We start from the raw sequence: 17,085 nt of genomic DNA, 5'->3' as shown, positions 1-17,085 counted from the left end.
AAATAGCAGGTCCCATGGATGTTATCACCGGCACTGGGCGCCGCAGCCGCGCGGCGCCCAGGCACGAATCTTGTTGAGGCCGCGCTCGCACGTCCACCCATTGCATCAAGGAAACGCCATGCCTGCCTTTCCCCGACACGGCCTCTTGATCGTCACCGGTATCGTCATCGCGTTGCTCGGTCTCGCGTTGACAGCGGGAGGGGCGTGGCTGGCCGCGCTTGGCGGCTCCTGGTATTACGTCATCGCCGGCCTCGCCCTGGTGGCTTGCGGCGTGCAGCTTGCGCGCGGCAATATCTGGTCGCTTTGGATCTATGCGGCCCTGGTGCTCGGCACGCTGCTATGGGCGCTCTGGGAGGTGGGCATCGATTGGTGGCCCTTGGCCGCGCGGGGCGACGTGCTGTTCGTGCTGGGCCTGTTCCTCCTCACGCCGTGGATCCGGCGCCGGCTGGAGCCGCCCGGCCTCGAAGCCGGGGCGCTGCTGTCGTCGCAGGCGCCGGTGCAGCATGGCCGCATTGCGCTGGCCGCGGCATTGGGGCTTTTTCTGGCGGTGGGCGTGGTGTCGTGGTTCATCGACCCGCACCGTGTAGAAGGGGAGTTTGGCGGCGAACCGCGCGGCGTTGTCGCGGCTCCTGCCGCCGGAGACGAATGGACCGCCTACGGGGGGACCGGATATGGGCAGCGCTACTCGGCGCTGGCGCAGATCACTCCCGACAACGTCGAGCGCCTGGAACAAGCCTGGACATACCGCACCGGCGACGTCCGGGGCCGCGAAGGCGATCCCGAGGAGACGACTTTCCAGGTCACGCCGCTCAAGATCGGCAACCGCCTGTTCCTGTGTACCCCACACCAGTCGGTAATTGCCCTGGACGCGACCACCGGCGAAGAGCTGTGGCGCTACGATCCTCGCGTGCAGGACAAGCTGGCATTGCAGCACCTTACCTGCCGGGGGTTGTCCTATTACAGCGGGGCATCGGTGCCCGGACCCGGGGCAAGCGCCGCGGGCACGGCGGCAGCGCCCCAGCCGGCCGCGGCCAATCCCGGGCAAACCGCCGCTGCCAATCCCGGCCAGCCGGTCGCGGCCCACGACGGCAAGACCTCCGCCTATTGTTCGTCCAAGCTGTTCATGCCCACGGCGGATGGCCGCATTATTGCGCTCAATCCGGAGGACGGAGGTGTCTGCCTCGATTTCGGAAGCGGGACCGGCCAGATCAATCTTTGGCGCAACATGCCCAACGTCAAGCCCGGCTCCTACTACTCGACCTCTCCCGTGGTGGTGGCGCGGGGCCTCATCATCGTGGGCGGGACGGTATTGGACAACGTCTCGGTGAACGAGGCCTCCGGCGTGATCCGTGCGTTCGACATCCGTACCGGCCGCCTGGTATGGAACTGGGATTCAGGCAATCCGGACGATACCGCGCCCATTGCAGAAGGCCGGACCTATACGCCCAACTCGCCCAACAGCTGGTCGATCTCGAGCGTGGACGAGGAGCTGGGCATGGTCTATGTGCCCCTGGGCAACCAACCGCCCGACCAGTGGGGCGGGAATCGGAGCGAGAACGTGGAACGGTATTCGTCGTCTCTCGTCGCCCTGGACCTTGAAACCGGCCGGGTCCGCTGGTCGTTCCAGACCGTCCATCATGATTTGTGGGACTACGACGTTCCTTCTCAGCCCAGCCTGATCGACCTGAACGTGGGCGGAGAAACCGTGCCCGCGCTGGTGCAGCCGACCAAGCAAGGCGAGCTCTATGTCCTGGACCGGCGCACCGGCCGCCCTCTGCTGCCCGTGACCGAAAAGCCTGTCCCGCAGGGCGCGGCGCAGGGCGACCATACCGCTGCCACCCAGCCGGTGTCGGCCTTGTCGTTCGATCCGCCTCCCTTGACCGGGGCCGACATGTGGGGCGCCACCATGTTCGATCAGCTGGTTTGCCGCATCCGGTTCCACCAGTTGCGCTATGAAGGCCGCTATACGCCGCCGTCCACCCGGGGATCGCTGATCTACCCCGGCAACTTTGGTGTCTTCAACTGGGGAAGTATCGCGGTCGATCCGCAGCGGCAGATGGCATTTACCACCCCTACCTACCTGGCGTTCATCTCGCAGCTGGTGCCCCGGCAGGACGACACCTCGCTGTACGTGCAGGGTGGGCAGCGTCCGCACGACAGCCTGCCCTCCCTCAACGAGAACTTCGGCGCTCCCTTCGCGGTGAAGCTCAGCGCCTTTACGTCGGCCCTGGGGTTGCCATGCCAAGCGCCTCCATGGGGCTACGTTGCAGGGGCCGATTTGCGTACGGGCCGCATCGTCTGGAAGCACAAGAACGGCACGGTACGGGACAGCTCGCCGCTGCCGCTGCCGTTCAGAATGGGAGTGCCGAATCTCGGAGGTCCCATCATTACCGCGGGCGGCGTGGCCTTCTTGTCAGGCACGCTCGACTACTACGTGCGGGCCTATGATGTGCGCAATGGCAGGCAGCTATGGCGGAGCCGCCTGCCGGCCGGCGGCCAGGCGACGCCGATGACTTATACGGGCGAGGACGGCCGGCAATACCTGCTGGTCGTTGCCGGCGGCCATGGATCGCTGGGCACGAAGGCGGGCGATCACGTCATCGCCTACGCGTTGCCGAAACAATAGGGCGCAACAGATCCAAGGCTCCAATCAAGGAGTGACCAGCACCATCCAGGTCACGCCGAATCGGTCGGCCACCATGCCGAAGCTCGGAGAAAAGAAGGTGGGGCCCAGCGGCGCGAGGACCTTGCCTCCGTCGCCCAAGGCATCGAACTTGCGCTTTGCGTCGGCCTCGTCGTTGGCGTTGAGCGACAGCGCGAAACCCTGGAAATTGGGCCCCTGGCACATGCCGTCCGAGCCCATGAGCATGGCGTCCCCTATCTGCAGGGACATGTGCATGATCTTGTCTTCGGAACCCGGCGGGGGCGAGCAGCCATCGCCCGGCGCCTGGGGGCTGTCCTTGAACCGCATCATCATCGTGATTTCGGCGCCTAGCGCCTGGCGATAGAACTCGGCCGCTTCTTCCGCGCGGCCTTCGAAGAACAGATAGGGCTGGATAGGCATGGTGGACTCCTTTGGTGGAACTGCGGTGGGGACGTGCGGCGTCTTTGTGGACGGCGTCCACATAAGTTATCAGAGATAATGTACAGTGTCCACATGAAGCCTGACATCGGTATGACCCGTAACGCTACGCCCGCCTCCCGCCGCACCTACCGCCACGGAGACCTGCGCCGTGCACTATTGGATGCGGGGGTCGAACTGGCGAGGCAAGGGGGGCCGTCGGCGGTCGTGCTGCGCGAAGCTACGCGTCGGGCCGGCGTGGTTCCGAACGCGGCCTACCGGCACTTTGCGAACCGCGAGGACCTGCTCATGGCGGTACGGGCCGCGGCGCTGTCCCAACTGGCGCAGGCCATGGAAGCAGAGCTGGACCGGGTGGACGGCGACAGTTCCGCGGCCGACCATGCGCGCGCCAGCCTGCGCGCGGTGGGCAGGGGCTACCTGCGCTTCGCCCGGGCAGAGCCCGGTTTGTTCCGTACGGCTTTCGTGTCTGTCGATGGGCCGCCGGCTGCCCCGGATGCCCCGGATGCCGCCAAGGCCGGCAAGAGCGGCCTGAATCCCTTCCAATTGCTCGCGGGGGCGCTGGACCGCATGGCCGAAGCGGGGCTGCTCACGCCACAGCGCCGCTTTGCCGCGGAGTACCTGGCATGGTCGGCGGTGCACGGCCTGGCCATGCTGGTCATCGATGGACCATTGCGCAGCTTCACGCCGGCGCAGATGGAGGAAGTGGGGAAGCGGTTGCTGGAGATGGTGGAAAAGGGCTTGTAGCGGTTGTGCCGTCAATAGCCGGGCAGGCTCAGCGTGCCCTCGTCCGAGAAGCGGGTCGTGCCGAAGACCCCGCCCGACAGCTTGCCCCGGACCACATAGGGGATGTCGTCCAGGCGCGCGCTGTCGGCCATGCCGAGCGCCTGCCTGATGGCGTTGAATGCGGAGACCGAGACCGGCACCGTCAGCACCGTCTCTCCGAAGCGCGGCACGCTGCCGCGTTCACTGCTGACCCCGGTGGCAAAACGCCTGCCGTTGAGTTCCAGCTCGAGGGCCGCGCCGTCGTAGTCCACTACCGAGTCGTTGGGGTTCTGTACGCGGAGCTTCACCGCCAGCCGCATTTCCAGACCTTCGCCTTGTAGAGGCTCGATGCCCGCGACCTGGACTTCGAGCGGATCGCGCCCGGGAAGGTGTGCGCACCCCGCGGCGGCCAGCGCGAACAAGGCGACCAGCGCATGCCTGCGTAGCGGCGAGAAACCGGAAGGTATGGCGCGCATCGTCGTTGCCCGTCCAAACAAAGCTCCATGATAGAACGCCCCGGGCGCGCGCACAGCCCGGGCCGCAAAACTTGTTACCTCTTGCTCCGGAGACGAGGACTCATTGACGGGCGGCGAGGCGCGTCTATAGATGGGCAAGCTTGTCCGGGTTGCGTACCAGGTAGATGTCGGATACCGACCCGTCCTCGCGATAGGCGAAGGTCATCGCGGCGGTGGCTACTCCCTGCTCGCGAAGGATCACGCCCTTGGCGCCGTTGATGTCGGCCACGATCCACTCCATGCCGCGCCAGAAGCGCATCAATCCGCGTTCGACGAACCGCAGTACCGAGGCCTTGCCCATGAGGTCCTGGCGCAGCGTGGTGGCCTTGCCGCCGCCATCGGACGAGAAGCGGACGTCGTCCGACAACAGCGCGGCCAGCGGTGCCGTGCCCCGGCCGTCGATCGCGTCCCGGAAGGCCGCCAGCAATTCCTGCTGGCGGCCTTCCGGCGTCACGTACCGGACCTTGCCTGCTTCGATCGCTTCCCGCGCGCGCGACACCAGCTTGCGGCAAGCCGTCTCCTGCATGCCGAGCGTCGCGGCGATGTCCGGGTAGGGCAGGTCGAAAATCTCGTGCAGCAGGTAAGCCGCGCGTTCTTTGGGGGTGAGGCGCTCCAGCATTAAGAGGAACGCCGTGGTCAGCGATGTTGCCAGCTCCACCCGCGACTCGGGTGTTTCGTCCAGGGTGGTATGTATCGGCTCCGGCAGCCACGAACCGACGTAGTCGACCCGCGTCTTGTGTGCCGAGCGCAGCATGTCCACGCATAAATTGGTGCATATGCTGGTGAGCCAGGCGGCGGGGTTCTCGATCGAGGCCCGGTCTGCGTGGAACCACTTGATGTAGGTTTCCTGTACTGCATCCTCGGCGTCCGCGCGCGTGCCCAGCATGCGATAGGCCAGCCCGAATAGAAAGCGGCGCCGTGTTTCGAAGAAATCGCTGTCGCCAGGCATCATCGTGAGCATTCGCTTGGGGGAACCCGTGCGCGGGCGCGCACGGGGCCTATCAGTGTTGTGACACCTGTACCCGGTTCCAGAGATTGATCATTGCAATCGTAACCGTCAGCGTGCTGATTTCCTTGTCGGAGAAATGCGCCCGCAATCGGGCGCGCAGCGCGCCATAATCGGTCTTGGGATCGAGCGTGGTCAGCGCTTCGGTCCAGGCCAGGGCGGCTTTTTCCTTTTCAGTGAAGTCGTTGACGTGCGCCCAGACGACCAGGCGGTCGAGCCGGTCATTGGTTTCGCCGTCTTCCCTGGCTTCCCGGGTATGCATTTTGACGCAAAACGCGCAGCCGTTGATTTGCGAGGCCCGCAATACCAGCAGATGGTGTAGCCTCGGTTCCAGGCCCTGCTCCAGGATGACGGCCTGTGCCTCGGCAAAGGCCTTGTAGACGGACGGAAGCTGGACGGCGGGGTTGATGGCGGCGGTACTGGACATGGCGATCGGCTCCATAGAAAGGATGGGGAAACAGTTCTCATCTGTTCGACGATCCAGCCGTACGATTTGTGACGTGCCCCCGTTCGTCCGCACGCGAGGCGGCCGGGGTCCCGTGCCAGCAGCTGCCTATAGCGCTCTATCTATTAAATGTCCTATTGACAGGTCAATAGAATAATTGTGAAATGCCCTGCCGCCTGCCCGTGCGGGGACGGCGATACCGCCGGAAGGCAATCACCCATCAAGCGAGGTAGCGAGTGAGCAGCGGGACCCCAGAGCAGGTCATTATCGTAGGTGGTGGTCCGGTGGGCCTCGTGGCGGCGATGCGGCTCGGCCATTTCGGCATTCCGGCGGTAGTCGTGGAAGCCGAGGACCAGGTTTCCCGGGCGCTGAAAGCGTCCACCTTCCATCCCCCGACGCTGGAAATGCTGGACCAGTATGGCATCACCCCCGGGCTGCTCGAGGCCGGGTTGGTGGCGCCCACTTGGCAAGTCCGCATGCACGAAACGGGGGAATACGCCGAGTTCGATCTTTCCGTGCTGAAGGGCGATACCGCGCATCCTTATCGGCTGCAGGTCGAGCAATGGAAGCTGTCCGAACTGCTGCTGGCGCATATCCGCACCAAGCTGCCCGGCATACGCGTGCTGATGGGGCATCGCTGCGTGGCGGTGGAACAGGACGAAGGCGGGGTTCGCGCGGTGGTGGAGTCGGCCAGCGGCGGCCGCCAGGAACTGGCCGGCCGCTACCTGATCGCTGCCGATGGTGCGCGCAGCACGGTCCGCGCGGCGCTGGACCTCAGCTTCGAAGGCTTGACCTTTCCGGAAACGACGGTGCTTGCCACCACGCGATTCCCGTTCCACGAGCACATACCCACCCTTTCCTACATCAACTACTGCTGGGCATCGACCGGAACCTTCAGCCTGTTGCGCCTGCCGGGCCTGTGGCGGGTCAGCCTTTATCCCTGGGAAGGGGAAACGGTCGAGGACGCCCTGGAACCGGACTCGATCCAGAAGAAGCTGCAGCACATCCTGCCGCGGGACGAGCCTTACGAAATCATGGAAATCCGGCCTTACCGGATTCACCAGCGGGTGGTGAACACCTACGTGAACGGGCGGATCGTGCTGGCGGGCGATGCCGCCCACATCAACAGCCCCAGCGGCGGTATGGGCATGAACGGCGGAATACACGACGCCTTCAACTTGACCGAAAAGCTCAAGCGCATCTATGCCGGTGAAAGCGAAGCGCTGCTTGCGCAATACGAGCGCCAGCGCCGGCCCATCGCGATCAAGCACGTGCTGCAGCAGTCGGGCCGCAACCGGGCGCGCATGCAGGAACGGGGCGAGAAGCAGCGCCGCGCGACCTTGGGCGAGCTGCAGCGCAAAGCCGGAGACCCGCGGCTGGCGCGGGAGTACCTGCTTGAAACCTCGATGATCCTGGGGCTGCGGGAAGCCGCCGCCATCGAATAGCGGCCGCGCCGGCGAGAATCCGGCCGGCAGCTACGCCTGTTGCGCGGCCAGCCGTTCGCGCCAGTGGCCGCCGGTCAGCCAGGGCGCCAGCGGAACGGGATAGCCCTCGAGCGACGACACGCCCATCCAGGCCAGGCATAGCATGCACGACAACACCGGGACACGCGAGCGCGCGTTCGCGGCAAGCAGCGGCGCCAACGTCGGCATACCGGTGCCCAACATCAGGATTGCATCGGTATCGTCGGAAGCCAGATCGTCCAGCAGCGCGCCGGCGGTGTCGGCCTTCATCGAATAAATGGGGTGGAACTGCGAGTGGTCCATGTCGGCCGACGCAATGCGCGATACGGCGAACCCCTGCGATTCCCAGTAAGCCTTGCTGGCGGCGGTCAGGCCGGCGGGATACGGCGAGGCCAGCGCTACCCGGCGCGCGCCCAGCTGGTTCAGCGCCGCCACGACGGCGGTGGCCGCGGTGAACGCCGGCACGCCCCGTTCATGTTCGATCCGGGCCAGGACTTCGGCCTCCCGTTCGCGGCCGACCAGATAGGAGGCACCGGTGCATCCGACCGCCACGGCGCCTATGGGAGCATTGGCGAACTGCGTGCAGGCATCGTTGAGCCGATCCACGTAGTCCACCAGCCGTGCCTCGATAGTGGACTTGTCGCTCATCAAGCGGGCGTTGATGTGCGCGTAGCCTGCCGGCAGCAGGATGTAATGCTCCGGCTCCACGGTGGTATTGGCTTGGGGAGTCAGCAGGCCGATGAGCCCCTTGGGCGCGTACTCGACGGACATGGCTTCATTCCAGTTTGATGTTGGCGGCCTTGATGATGGGCGCCCACTTGCGCTCTTCCTCGTGCAGGAACTTCACGAACTCCGCCTGCGGGGCGCCGACGGGGGTGAGCCCCTGTTCGGCCAGCTTGGCCCGGAACTCGGCGTTGGACATGACCTTGGCCAGCGCCGCCTCGAGTTTGTCCACCACCGCGGCGGGCGTGCCGGCCGGCGCCGATACGCCGAACCAGGCCTCGCCCACCATGCCGGGTATGGTTTCGCTCATGGTCGGCACGTCGGGAAAGGCCGGCACCCGCTTGGGACCGCTGACCGCCAGTATGCGGACATTTCCGGCCCGCGCCTGCGCCGAAGCGACCGCCATGTTGTTGAAGATGGCGTCGAGCTGGCCGCCGATCAGGTCGTTCATGGCCGGTCCGGTCCCTTTGTACGGGACGTGCGTCATGTCGATGTGGGCTTTCTGCTTGAGCATTTCCCCGGCCAGGAAACCCGCCGACCCTACGCCCGCCGATCCATAGTTGTACTTCCCGCCAGCCTGCCGGGCCAGCTCCACGAATTCCTTGAAATCCTTGGCCGGGTGGCTGGTGCGCACGATGACGCCATTGGGAAAGGTCCCCAGCAGCATGATGTGCGTGAAATCCTTGTAGGGATCGTACGGGACCTTCTGCCCGAGCAGCGGGCCGGTGGTGATGGCGGCGCCATTGGTAATGACCAGGGTATAGCCGTTGGGAGGCGCCTTGGCGCCCAGGTCCGTGCCGAGTATGGACCCGGCACCCCCCTTGTTGTCCACCACGACGGTCTGGCCGATTTCCTCGCCTAGCGCAGTGGCCACCAGCCGGCCAATGACGTCGGTCGTGCCGCCCGGGCTGAATGGCACGATGAGTTTGATGGGCCGGTCGGGGTATGTCTGGGCCTGGACGGTAAGCGCGGCAGCCGCGAGGCCGAGGGCCAGCACGGCGCGGCGGCTGATGCTCAGTGCGCCGGGGCGGGCGCAGGGTTCCCCTGTAATATGATGGCGCATGACATGACCTGAGATATGTATGACGGCGATATGGATATTCGATCAGGTTCTGTCATGGCGTCAAGCTAAATGTTCTATTGGACAGACAATAAGACAGAACCTGAGCCCATGCAGCAAACCCTGCCCCTGCCGAAGTACCACAGCGTCTATCTCGTATTGAAAGAACGGTTGCGCGATGGCCTCTATGACGAGCGTGTACCCGGCGAACTGGAGTTGATGGAGGAGTTCGCGGTCTCGCGCGCCACCGTTCGCAAGGCCCTCGAGAACCTGGCACAGGAAGGCCTGATCGAACGGTCGGCCGGGCGCGGGACGCGCCGGCTGCCCCCGCCTGCCACGGCCGGGCATGACGCGCCGCCTCCCACCAGGATGACCGGGCTGCTGGACAATCTCATTACCGCCAGCCTCGATACCACGGTCAAGGTCATCGAGCACGAATACGTTCCCGCCACCGAGCCGGTGGCCCGCATGTTGCAGGTCGAGCCCAAAAGCCAGGTATTGCGCGCGGTCCGGGTCCGGAGCACCAAGGCCGGGCCGGTTTCCTGCATCACGACCTGGGTGCCGCGGGAATTTGCCCGCAACCTGGGCCGCCGGCAATTGGGGCGCAAGGCCATGCTGGTGCTGATGGAGGAATCCGGGATCGAGATCGGGCGCGCCCACCAGACCATTTCGGCGCGTCAGGCCGACGCCGCGGTCGCAGGCCTGCTCGGCATGCCGCTGGGATCGGCGCTGCTGTCCGTGAACCGGGTGGTCTACGACGTGAAGGACCGTCCGGTGCTGTGGCTGCAAGGCTTGTATTGCCCGGACCGCTACGAGTATGAAATGGAACTGTCGCGGGTGGGCGAGATCGATGCCAAGGTCTGGGTCAGCAAGGATTTCAACGCGTATATGCGGTGATGGCGCTTGCCCGTGCCGTGCCTGCAGAAATCGAACACAAACCCGCGAATCAAATGTACTATTGTTAGGACAATAGTTAGGAAGGGCGGCGCGCTCTTCGAGGACGTCGGGTGAGGGTTTGAATAATTCGTCGCATGCAGGCCAGACGCTGGCGCAGAAGCTGATTGCCCGCGCTGCGGGGCGCACGCGGGTGGACGTGGGCGAGATCGTGACCTGCAAGGTCGATCTCGCCATGTTCCACGACTCTTCCGGTCCCCGGCGGCTCAAGCCGATGCTGGAGGAACTGGGCGCCGGAATCTGGGACAAATCGCGGGTAGTGCTGGTGATGGACCATTATGTGCCGGAGCGCGACGAAGGCTCGCGCAAGATCGTGCACATCGCCCGAGAATGGGCCCGGGAACAGGAGTTGCCGCATGTCTACGACAGCAAGGGCATCTGCCATGTAGTGGTTCCCGAAGGCGGGCATATCCTGCCCGGCATGTTCTGCGTCGGCGGCGATTCCCATTCGCCCACCGGCGGCGCATTCGGCGCCTACATGTTCGGCATCGGCGCAACCGAGATGCTGGGGGTGGTCGTGACCGGAGAAATCTGGCTGCGCGTGCCCGATACGCTGCGCATGTTCTGGTCCGGCTCGTTGCAGGCCGGGGTGACCGCCAAGGACATGATGCTGCACATGCTGGGCCGATTCGGCATGAACGGGGGCGGCTACCAGGCGGTGGAGTTCTGCGGCCCCGCGGTACAGGCCTTGAGCATGCAGGAACGCATGACCCTGTCGAATATGAGCGCTGAGCTCGGCGCGCAAGTGGGCCTGATCGCGCCCGATGCCACCACGCGGGAGTGGCTGTCCGCTACCGGCGCCCAAGTGCCTGAGCTGAGCGGGTGGACGACGGACAGCGATGCTTCATGTACCGAGCATGCGTTTGACGCCGACGTGCTTGCACCCATGGTGGCCGCGCCGCACAGTCCCGCCAACGCCGCCCCGGTGGCTGACCATGCCGGCGCCCCGGTCCAGGTCGCCTATGTGGGGGCCTGTACCGGTGCCAAGCTGGATGACCTGCGCGCCGCGGCCGCCGTGCTGCGGGGCCGGCGGGTGGCGCAGGGGGTGCGGCTCATCGTTGCGCCGGCCAGCCTGCGGGATCAGGAAGCGGCCCAGCGCGAAGGCGTATTGCAGGCGCTTCTTGATGCAGGCGCCGAATTGTTCCCGACCTCGTGCGGGGCGTGCGCGGGCTATGGCAACGCCGTGGGCGATGACGTGACGGTAATCTCCACGACCGCGCGCAATTTCAAAGGACGAATGGGGTCGCCCACCGCCCGCGTGTACCTCGGCTCGCCTTATACGGTGGCGGCGTCGGCTTTGCGCGGCACGATCAGCGATCCACGGGAGGTGTTGGCATGAGCGCGGCAACGCATCGGGTCTGGAAACTGGGGCAGGATATCGACACCGATCTGCTGGCGCCGGGATATGTCATGCAGCATGGCTTGGATGTCATTGCAACGCATTGCCTGGAATCGGCGAGGCCGGAATTTGCCGCCACCGTACGCGCGGGCGATGTGGTGGCGGCCGGCCCGGGCTTCGGCATAGGTTCATCGCGCGAACAGGCCGCTGCCGCGCTGGTGCGCCTGGGCGTGGCGGCGGTGATCGCGCCCTCGTATGGCGGGCTGTTTTTCCGCAACGCTTTCAACGTCGGCTTGATGCTGCTGACCTGTCCCGAAGCCGAGTCCCTGCAAGAAGCCGAGCAGATCGAAATCCGGTTCCGCGATACCCCCGAGATCCTGACCCAGGATGGCCGGCTGCTGGCATGCGAGCCTATACCCGGATTCCTGGTTGACATGGCGCGCAGCGGAGGACTCCTGAACCAGCTGCGCAAGCGCCTGGGCCGCGAGCGCCCGGGCGCGTTTTCATAGGACGATCGCCCCGATGGCCTCCAACGTTTCTTCTCCCGATCCCGCCCGTACGGCGCTGCTGATCGTCGACCTGCAGAATGATTTTCTCGCGCCGGACGGTGCCTATGCGCGAGGCGGGGCGGTCAGCCCGGCCGCCGCCAGGCTGCCGGCCCGGGTGGCGGAAGTGGCCCGCACCCTCAAGGCTGCCGGCGGCATGGTGGTCGCGACCCAGTTCACCTTGTGGCCGGACGCGCGCGGGGAGCCCATGATCGCTCCGCACCTGGCCGCGCTGCGCCCGTTCCTGCGCAAGGGCGACTTCGCGCCGGGCAGCCGGGGGCAGGCCAATGTGCCCGCGCTGGATGGCCTCGTCGACGTATCGGTCTGCAAGGTGGCCTATTCCGCGTTCTTCAATACCCAGCTCGATTGGGTGCTGCGCCATGCGGGCATCGATACCGTCGCCGTGTGCGGGATCGTGACCAATGGCGGCGTGGCCAGCACGGTGCGCGACGCCCATATGCGCGAGTACCACACCATCGTGCTGGCCGACGGCTGCGCGGCCTTCCGCGAGGAGGTGCACGCGACCGCGCTGGCAGACATGGCGGGTATCGGCGAGGTGACCGATTGCCTCGGCTTCGTGCGGAGCCTGTCCGCGCCAGGATCACTCTGAAGGAGAATGCGGTGTCTCACGATCTACGTTCGCGGCTTGCGCGGCCCGACATCGTGCTTGCCCCCGGCGTGTACGACGCCTTCAGCGCGCTGATCGCGGAGCAGGCCGGTTTCGAAGCCCTGTACTTGTCGGGCGCTTCCATTGCCTATACGCGGCTGGGGCGTTCGGACGTAGGCCTGACCACCTATACCGAGGTGGAGGATACGCTGGCCCGCATTACCGAGCGGGTCGGGCTGCCGGTCATTGTCGATGCCGACACCGGCTTCGGCAATGCGCTGAATGTCATGCGTACGGTGCGCGGGTTCGAGCGCGCGGGTGCTGCGGTCATCCAGCTGGAGGACCAGACTTTCCCCAAGCGCTGCGGGCACCTGGACGGCAAGTCCGTGGTGCCGGTCGGCGAAATGGTGGGCAAGCTCCGGGCCGCCCTGGATGCCCGCGTATCGACGGCCACGCTGGTGCTTGCCCGTACCGATGCCGTGGCGGTGGAAGGGCTGGAGGCGGCGCTCGAGCGTGCCGAGCGTTACCTGGAGGCAGGGGCCGACGCGCTGTTCATCGAAGCCCTCAGGACGCCCGAGCAGATGGCGGCGGCGTGCCGGCGTTTCGACGGCCGCGCGCCACTGCTGGCCAATATGGTGGAAGGCGGAAAGACGCCGGTTCAAAGCGCGGCGGAACTGCAGCGCCACGGTTTTCGCATCGCCATCTTTCCGGGCGGCACCGCGCGCGCGGTTGCCCATACGTTGCAGGCTTATTACGGAAGCCTGCTCGCGCATGGCACCACCGCTCCCTGGCGCGAGCGCATGCTGGACTTCGATACGCTGAACGAACTGATCGGTACGCCTGAACTCATGCGGCAGGGAAATTCCTACTCCGGTTGAATGCTCCGTCGCGGCACATTCCTTGCTGAGTCGCCATGGCTTCCACTTAGTGTCCATTGCATCGGCGCCGGCATGGAAGCTGCCGGGGCCGCGAGAGGAGATCACCATGGCAGACATCGACCGCACGGTCACGCCGCAAGGCGGAGCCGGTATCGTGGGCAAGGGCAGCGCAACGGCTGACGGGCCAGGTCCGCACATCATGGCCGCGGCCACGCTGGACGGAAACACGGTTTACAGCGCCGACGACGTCGACGTCGGATCGATCAAGGACATCATGCTGGACGTGAACAGCGGACGGATCGCCTATGCCGTTCTCTCCAGCGGAGGATTCCTGGGCATGGGCAGCAAGCTGCTGGCTATCCCGTGGAATGCGTTGACGCTGGATACGGACCGCAAGGCATTTATCCTCAGCGTGAGTGCCGATGTCGTCAAGAACGCCGAAGGGTTCGACAAGGATCACTGGCCGAGTTTCGCCGACGCAGGTTGGGCGACCGCCTTGCATAGCCATTACGGGACCGAGCCCTATTGGCGGCGGCGCCGTGGCGAGGAGACCACCATAGACCAGCCGGTGGTCAACGCGCCTCGCACGGGGTTCTCGGAAGGGCTTTGATGCCGGCGGTGCGGGGCGTGTGCACGGCTTGCGTGCCGGAGGCGGCCTGGCCTATGCCGCCGGCGCGCTGCCGTGGCCGCCCGCCCGGAACGCCTGATTCAGCCTGCGCCGCCAGGCTTTTTTGTCCGCCTCGGCGGCGAAGCTGGCCTCGAAGCTGTTGAGTGCCAGTTGCCTTGCGTGCTCCACGCCCAACTCCGGCAATGCCTCGAAGCAAGCCAGGAAATTATCGGTAACGTAGCCGCCGAAGTAGGCGGGGTCGTCCGAGTTCACGGTGACACAAAGTCCCGCTTTCATCAGCGCGGCCAGCGGATGTTCCGCCATGCCGGGATGCACCTTGAGCATGACGTTGGAAAGCGGGCAGACCGTCAGCGGAATCCGCCGCTCGGCCAGGTAGGCAACCAGGCCGGGGTCTTCGACGCAGCGCACGCCATGATCGATGCGCTCGGCCCCTAATTCGTGCAGGGCACTCCATATATAAGCCGGCGGGCCTTCTTCGCCGGCGTGGGCGACTGCATGCCATCCGAGTTCGCGGCAGCGCCGGAAGACGGCGGCGAATTTTTCGGGCGGGTTGCCCGCTTCGCCGCTGTCCAGTCCCACGCCGATGATGTGTTCGCGATAGGGCATCGCCTGCGCCAGTGTCCCGAAGGCCGCTTCTTCGGGCAGGTGGCGCAGGAAGCACATGATCAGCTCGCTGCCCACGCCGAGCGCTTGCCGGGCGTCGCGCCGGGCACGTAGCAGCCCTGCCATCACCGTGCCAAAGGCTATCCCTCGTGCCGTATGTGTCTGGGGATCGAAGAAGATCTCGGCGTGTACCACGTTGTCCCGCGCGGCGCGCCGGAAATAGGCCATTGCCATGTCGTAGAAATCTTCTTCGCGCTGCAGGACGCCTGCGCCGGCGTAATAGAGGTCCAGGAAGCTTTGCAGATCCTGGAAGGCGTAGGCCCGGCGCAGGCTGTCGATGTCGGGATACGGTAACGCGATGCCGTTGCGCCGCGCCAGCGTGAAGATGAGCTCGGGTTCGAGCGTTCCTTCGATGTGCACGTGCAGCTCGGCCTTGGGCATGGCCTGTAGCAGCGCGGCCAGGTGCGGGCGGGGGACGGGGCGTGTCGCGGGCATTGCCGTAATTCCTAGCGCGGCGGACCGCTATATTCTAGCCCCGCCGCCTTTGCGACCGGCGGCCGAAAAACCGCAAAATCTGCAATGCGGCCTGCCCTACAGTGCGGTCCGGGAGGTCCCATGAAATCGCAAACCCGCAACCACTACGAGCGGCGCCTGGAGCCCGTCCTGGCCTGGTTGGCAGCCCACCCGGACGAGGACGCCGACCTGTACCGCCTCGCCGAGCTGGCGTGCTTGTCGCCGTATCACTTTCATCGCGTCTACCGGGCGATGGTAGGCGAGACGGTGGCGGCCACCGTACAACGGGTGCGCCTGCTCAGGGCGTCGGCCGAGTTGCAGGCCGGCAGCCGTTCGCTCGACCAAGTCGCCCGGCGCGCCGGGTATGGATCGACGGCCGCCTTCAGCCGTGCGTTCGGCACGGCGTTCGGTATGCCGCCGGGGCGATATCGTGAGGACCGTTCCCGCGAAGTCATCCATCGCACCAAGGAGCTCACCATGCATACCGTGAAGATCGAATCATTCCCAGGCCTGTCGCTCGCCGCGTTGCCGCATGTCGGCGACTATCTCCAGGTCGGGGCCACCTTCGACCGGCTGTTCATGCTTGCCGCCAACCGGGGCTTGCTGCGCGGGCAGCAGCGCTGCTTCGGCGTGTATTACGACGACCCGAAACAGGTGCAGCTACAAGAGCTGCGGGCGGACGCGGGTATTGAAGTTTCCGCCGCCGCCGCGCTGGCGGACCCGTTGCACCGCGTGGATCTGCGCGCCGGCCGCTGCGCGGTGCTCGAGCACATCGGACCGTACAGCGAGCTGGAGACGGCCTACGAATGGCTGTTCGGGGGCTGGCTGCCGCGCAGCGGCGAGCAGCCGGCCGACTTCCCGGTGTTCGAGGAGTATCTGGACGATCCCAAGAGCACGCCGCCGTCGGACCTCAGGACGCGGATCTATTTGCCGTTGGCCGATCGCGCCTAGGCGCGTCAGTTGGCGGTGAGATCCACCTTGGCGGCCAGGTCGCCATAAATGGCCAGCTCCCTGGCCAGTTTCTCGCCGAACTGAGGGGGCGTCAGCGGCTGCGCCGCCAGGTTGCCCTGGGCTTCCAGGGCTTTCCGCACGTTGGGATCGCGCAGCAGCGCATTCACGTCGGCGTTGACCTGGTCCACGATATCGGCCGGCGTTCCCGCCGGGGCGAGGATGCCATGCCAGGTGCTGATGGTGTAATCGGCCACACCGGCCTCGGCAAAGGTCGGGACGTCTTTCAGCTGCGCGAGGCGCTCGGGCGCGGCCACGGCCAGTGCCCGCAGCTTGCCCTGGGCGAGGTAGCTCATGGCCGAGCCGGGAGACGGGAAGGACATATCGACCACGCCGCCGATCAGGTCCGTCATGCCCTGGGCGGCGCCTTTGTACGGAACGTGGAGGATCTCCGTGCCGGTCCGGATCTTGAACAGCTCGCCCGCCAGATGGGGGACGCCGCCCACGCCCTGCGAGCTGTAGCTGAACGCTTTCTTCTTCTCGCGCAGGGCGGCCAGCAACTGGCCCAGGTCCTGGTAGGGCGAGGAGGCGCTGACCACGAGGACGTTGGGCACTTCTACCGTCAGGGCCACCGGTGTAAAGGACCTTGCCACGTCATAGCGCAGGTTCTTGTTGACGAATTTGTTCAGGTTGTGGCTCGTGGCCGTGACCAGCATCGTGTAGCCATCCGGCCGGGCGTCGGCTACCGCGGCCGCCGCGATGGTACCGTTGGCGCCCGGCCGATTCTCGACGACTACCGATTGCTTCCAGCGTTTCGAGAGTTCGTTGGCCACCAGGCGGGCCGATTGGTCGATGGCGCCGCCCGGCAGGTAGCCGACAATCAAGGTCACGGGTCGGGCGGGATAGTCCGCGGCAGTGGCGGCGCCGGGCATGAAGGCGCAAAGCGATGCAAGCGCGGCGCCGGCCCGCGCAAGAAGCGTGGACGTGGGCATGAGCAGTCTCCATTGGATTCTT

At 65.8% G+C, this 17,085-nt stretch carries 18 protein-coding genes; 10 read left to right on the top strand and 8 right to left on the bottom strand.

Going from position 1 to position 17,085, the window contains the following annotated elements; all coding sequences use genetic code 11:
• Positions 1-118 precede the first annotated feature (118 nt).
• Positions 119-2,626 carry a glucose/quinate/shikimate family membrane-bound PQQ-dependent dehydrogenase gene (locus tag QHC78_RS09270; protein ID WP_319743732.1) on the top strand — a complete coding sequence of 836 codons (2,508 nt, stop codon included), beginning with the start codon at positions 119-121 and terminating at the stop codon, positions 2,624-2,626.
• A gap of 24 nt (positions 2,627-2,650) precedes the next feature.
• Here QHC78_RS09270 and QHC78_RS09265 read toward each other — a convergent pair whose 3' ends face one another.
• Positions 2,651-3,064, bottom strand: coding sequence for a VOC family protein (locus tag QHC78_RS09265; RefSeq protein WP_319743730.1), 414 nt, complete (start codon positions 3,062-3,064; stop codon positions 2,651-2,653).
• Between the two features lie 111 nt (positions 3,065-3,175).
• Between QHC78_RS09265 and QHC78_RS09260 the strand changes: the two genes are divergently transcribed.
• Complete coding sequence (locus QHC78_RS09260) at positions 3,176-3,826, top strand: TetR/AcrR family transcriptional regulator (protein WP_319744875.1); 651 nt, start codon at positions 3,176-3,178, stop codon at positions 3,824-3,826.
• 11 nt (positions 3,827-3,837) lie between these two features.
• Here the strand turns inward: QHC78_RS09260 and QHC78_RS09255 are convergent, their stop codons facing one another.
• The 3 genes from QHC78_RS09255 to QHC78_RS09245 all read right to left on the bottom strand — a co-directional run bounded on the left by QHC78_RS09255 (position 3,838) and on the right by QHC78_RS09245 (position 5,792).
• Positions 3,838-4,320 carry an LEA/WHy family protein gene (locus QHC78_RS09255; RefSeq protein ID WP_319743728.1) on the bottom strand — a complete coding sequence of 161 codons (483 nt, stop codon included), beginning with the start codon at positions 4,318-4,320 and terminating at the stop codon, positions 3,838-3,840.
• A 124-nt stretch (positions 4,321-4,444) separates the two neighbouring features.
• The gene (gene sigJ, locus QHC78_RS09250; RefSeq protein WP_319743726.1) at positions 4,445-5,311 is read right to left on the bottom strand and encodes an RNA polymerase sigma factor SigJ; all 867 of its coding nucleotides are present in this window, start codon (positions 5,309-5,311) and stop codon (positions 4,445-4,447) included.
• Between the two features lie 49 nt (positions 5,312-5,360).
• A complete protein-coding gene (locus QHC78_RS09245; RefSeq protein ID WP_319743724.1) occupies positions 5,361-5,792 on the bottom strand; it encodes a carboxymuconolactone decarboxylase family protein in 432 nt (143 codons plus the stop codon).
• 254 nt (positions 5,793-6,046) lie between these two features.
• On the opposite strand from QHC78_RS09245, the gene QHC78_RS09240 reads away from it, so the two are divergent.
• Entirely contained in the window at positions 6,047-7,255 is a 1,209-nt protein-coding gene (locus tag QHC78_RS09240) for an FAD-dependent oxidoreductase (RefSeq protein WP_319743722.1), read from the top strand.
• A gap of 30 nt (positions 7,256-7,285) precedes the next feature.
• On the opposite strand, the gene QHC78_RS09235 is transcribed toward QHC78_RS09240, so the two are convergent.
• Complete coding sequence (locus tag QHC78_RS09235) at positions 7,286-8,044, bottom strand: maleate cis-trans isomerase family protein (RefSeq protein ID WP_319743720.1); 759 nt, start codon at positions 8,042-8,044, stop codon at positions 7,286-7,288.
• 4 nt (positions 8,045-8,048) lie between these two features.
• Positions 8,049-9,059 carry a Bug family tripartite tricarboxylate transporter substrate binding protein gene (locus QHC78_RS09230; RefSeq protein ID WP_319743718.1) on the bottom strand — a complete coding sequence of 337 codons (1,011 nt, stop codon included), beginning with the start codon at positions 9,057-9,059 and terminating at the stop codon, positions 8,049-8,051.
• 108 nt (positions 9,060-9,167) lie between these two features.
• On the opposite strand from QHC78_RS09230, the gene QHC78_RS09225 reads away from it, so the two are divergent.
• The 6 genes from QHC78_RS09225 to QHC78_RS09200 all read left to right on the top strand — a co-directional run bounded on the left by QHC78_RS09225 (position 9,168) and on the right by QHC78_RS09200 (position 13,989).
• Positions 9,168-9,953 (top strand): GntR family transcriptional regulator, encoded by a 786-nt coding sequence (locus QHC78_RS09225; RefSeq protein ID WP_319743716.1) that lies wholly within the window; start codon positions 9,168-9,170, stop codon positions 9,951-9,953.
• A 118-nt stretch (positions 9,954-10,071) separates the two neighbouring features.
• Positions 10,072-11,349 (top strand): 3-isopropylmalate dehydratase large subunit, encoded by a 1,278-nt coding sequence (locus QHC78_RS09220; protein ID WP_319743714.1) that lies wholly within the window; start codon positions 10,072-10,074, stop codon positions 11,347-11,349.
• Positions 11,346-11,858 carry a LeuD/DmdB family oxidoreductase small subunit gene (locus tag QHC78_RS09215; protein WP_319743712.1) on the top strand — a complete coding sequence of 171 codons (513 nt, stop codon included), beginning with the start codon at positions 11,346-11,348 and terminating at the stop codon, positions 11,856-11,858. The genes QHC78_RS09220 and QHC78_RS09215 overlap by 4 nt, the downstream gene beginning before the upstream one ends.
• Before the next feature lie 13 nt (positions 11,859-11,871).
• Positions 11,872-12,504: a cysteine hydrolase family protein gene (locus QHC78_RS09210; protein ID WP_319743710.1), complete on the top strand. Its 633-nt coding sequence runs from the start codon at positions 11,872-11,874 to the stop codon at positions 12,502-12,504.
• An 11-nt stretch (positions 12,505-12,515) separates the two neighbouring features.
• Positions 12,516-13,379, top strand: coding sequence for an isocitrate lyase/PEP mutase family protein (locus tag QHC78_RS09205; protein WP_319743708.1), 864 nt, complete (start codon positions 12,516-12,518; stop codon positions 13,377-13,379).
• A 106-nt stretch (positions 13,380-13,485) separates the two neighbouring features.
• On the top strand, positions 13,486-13,989 hold the full coding sequence (locus tag QHC78_RS09200) for a PRC-barrel domain-containing protein (RefSeq protein ID WP_319743706.1): 504 nt from the start codon (positions 13,486-13,488) through the stop codon (positions 13,987-13,989).
• Positions 13,990-14,040: 51 nt separating this feature from the next.
• Here QHC78_RS09200 and QHC78_RS09195 read toward each other — a convergent pair whose 3' ends face one another.
• Entirely contained in the window at positions 14,041-15,105 is a 1,065-nt protein-coding gene (locus QHC78_RS09195; protein WP_319743704.1) for an adenosine deaminase, read from the bottom strand.
• 120 nt (positions 15,106-15,225) lie between these two features.
• On the opposite strand from QHC78_RS09195, the gene QHC78_RS09190 reads away from it, so the two are divergent.
• Positions 15,226-16,074 carry an AraC family transcriptional regulator gene (locus QHC78_RS09190; RefSeq protein WP_319743702.1) on the top strand — a complete coding sequence of 283 codons (849 nt, stop codon included), beginning with the start codon at positions 15,226-15,228 and terminating at the stop codon, positions 16,072-16,074.
• Between the two features lie 5 nt (positions 16,075-16,079).
• On the opposite strand, the gene QHC78_RS09185 is transcribed toward QHC78_RS09190, so the two are convergent.
• Positions 16,080-17,063, bottom strand: a complete 984-nt coding sequence (locus QHC78_RS09185; RefSeq protein ID WP_319743700.1) for a Bug family tripartite tricarboxylate transporter substrate binding protein — start codon at positions 17,061-17,063, stop codon at positions 16,080-16,082.
• Positions 17,064-17,085: the final 22 nt, after the last annotated feature.

The organism is Pigmentiphaga sp. (assembly GCF_033795525.1).
Taxonomy (GTDB): domain Bacteria; phylum Pseudomonadota; class Gammaproteobacteria; order Burkholderiales; family Burkholderiaceae_B; genus Pigmentiphaga.
The sequence above is the reverse complement of the archived record's forward strand: the minus strand, read 5'-3'. Positions and strand labels throughout refer to the sequence as shown.

Bases quoted from the DNA above. Each gene is read 5' to 3' on its own strand.
- QHC78_RS09270 (WP_319743732.1), top strand. From the start codon at position 119: ATGCCTGCCTTTCCCCGACACGGCCTCTTGATCGTCACCGGTATCGTC.
- QHC78_RS09255 (WP_319743728.1), bottom strand. From the start codon at position 4,320: ATGCGCGCCATACCTTCCGGTTTCTCGCCGCTACGCAGGCATGCGCTG.
- QHC78_RS09210 (WP_319743710.1), top strand. From the start codon at position 11,872: ATGGCCTCCAACGTTTCTTCTCCCGATCCCGCCCGTACGGCGCTGCTG.
- sigJ (WP_319743726.1), bottom strand. From the start codon at position 5,311: ATGATGCCTGGCGACAGCGATTTCTTCGAAACACGGCGCCGCTTTCTA.
- QHC78_RS09190 (WP_319743702.1), top strand. From the start codon at position 15,226: ATGAAATCGCAAACCCGCAACCACTACGAGCGGCGCCTGGAGCCCGTC.
- QHC78_RS09195 (WP_319743704.1), bottom strand. From the start codon at position 15,105: ATGCCCGCGACACGCCCCGTCCCCCGCCCGCACCTGGCCGCGCTGCTA.
- QHC78_RS09225 (WP_319743716.1), top strand. From the start codon at position 9,168: ATGCAGCAAACCCTGCCCCTGCCGAAGTACCACAGCGTCTATCTCGTA.
- QHC78_RS09230 (WP_319743718.1), bottom strand. From the start codon at position 9,059: ATGCGCCATCATATTACAGGGGAACCCTGCGCCCGCCCCGGCGCACTG.
- QHC78_RS09235 (WP_319743720.1), bottom strand. From the start codon at position 8,044: ATGTCCGTCGAGTACGCGCCCAAGGGGCTCATCGGCCTGCTGACTCCC.
- QHC78_RS09265 (WP_319743730.1), bottom strand. From the start codon at position 3,064: ATGCCTATCCAGCCCTATCTGTTCTTCGAAGGCCGCGCGGAAGAAGCG.
- QHC78_RS09185 (WP_319743700.1), bottom strand. From the start codon at position 17,063: ATGCCCACGTCCACGCTTCTTGCGCGGGCCGGCGCCGCGCTTGCATCG.
- QHC78_RS09200 (WP_319743706.1), top strand. From the start codon at position 13,486: ATGGCAGACATCGACCGCACGGTCACGCCGCAAGGCGGAGCCGGTATC.
- QHC78_RS09215 (WP_319743712.1), top strand. From the start codon at position 11,346: ATGAGCGCGGCAACGCATCGGGTCTGGAAACTGGGGCAGGATATCGAC.
- QHC78_RS09245 (WP_319743724.1), bottom strand. From the start codon at position 5,792: ATGTCCAGTACCGCCGCCATCAACCCCGCCGTCCAGCTTCCGTCCGTC.
- QHC78_RS09260 (WP_319744875.1), top strand. From the start codon at position 3,176: ATGACCCGTAACGCTACGCCCGCCTCCCGCCGCACCTACCGCCACGGA.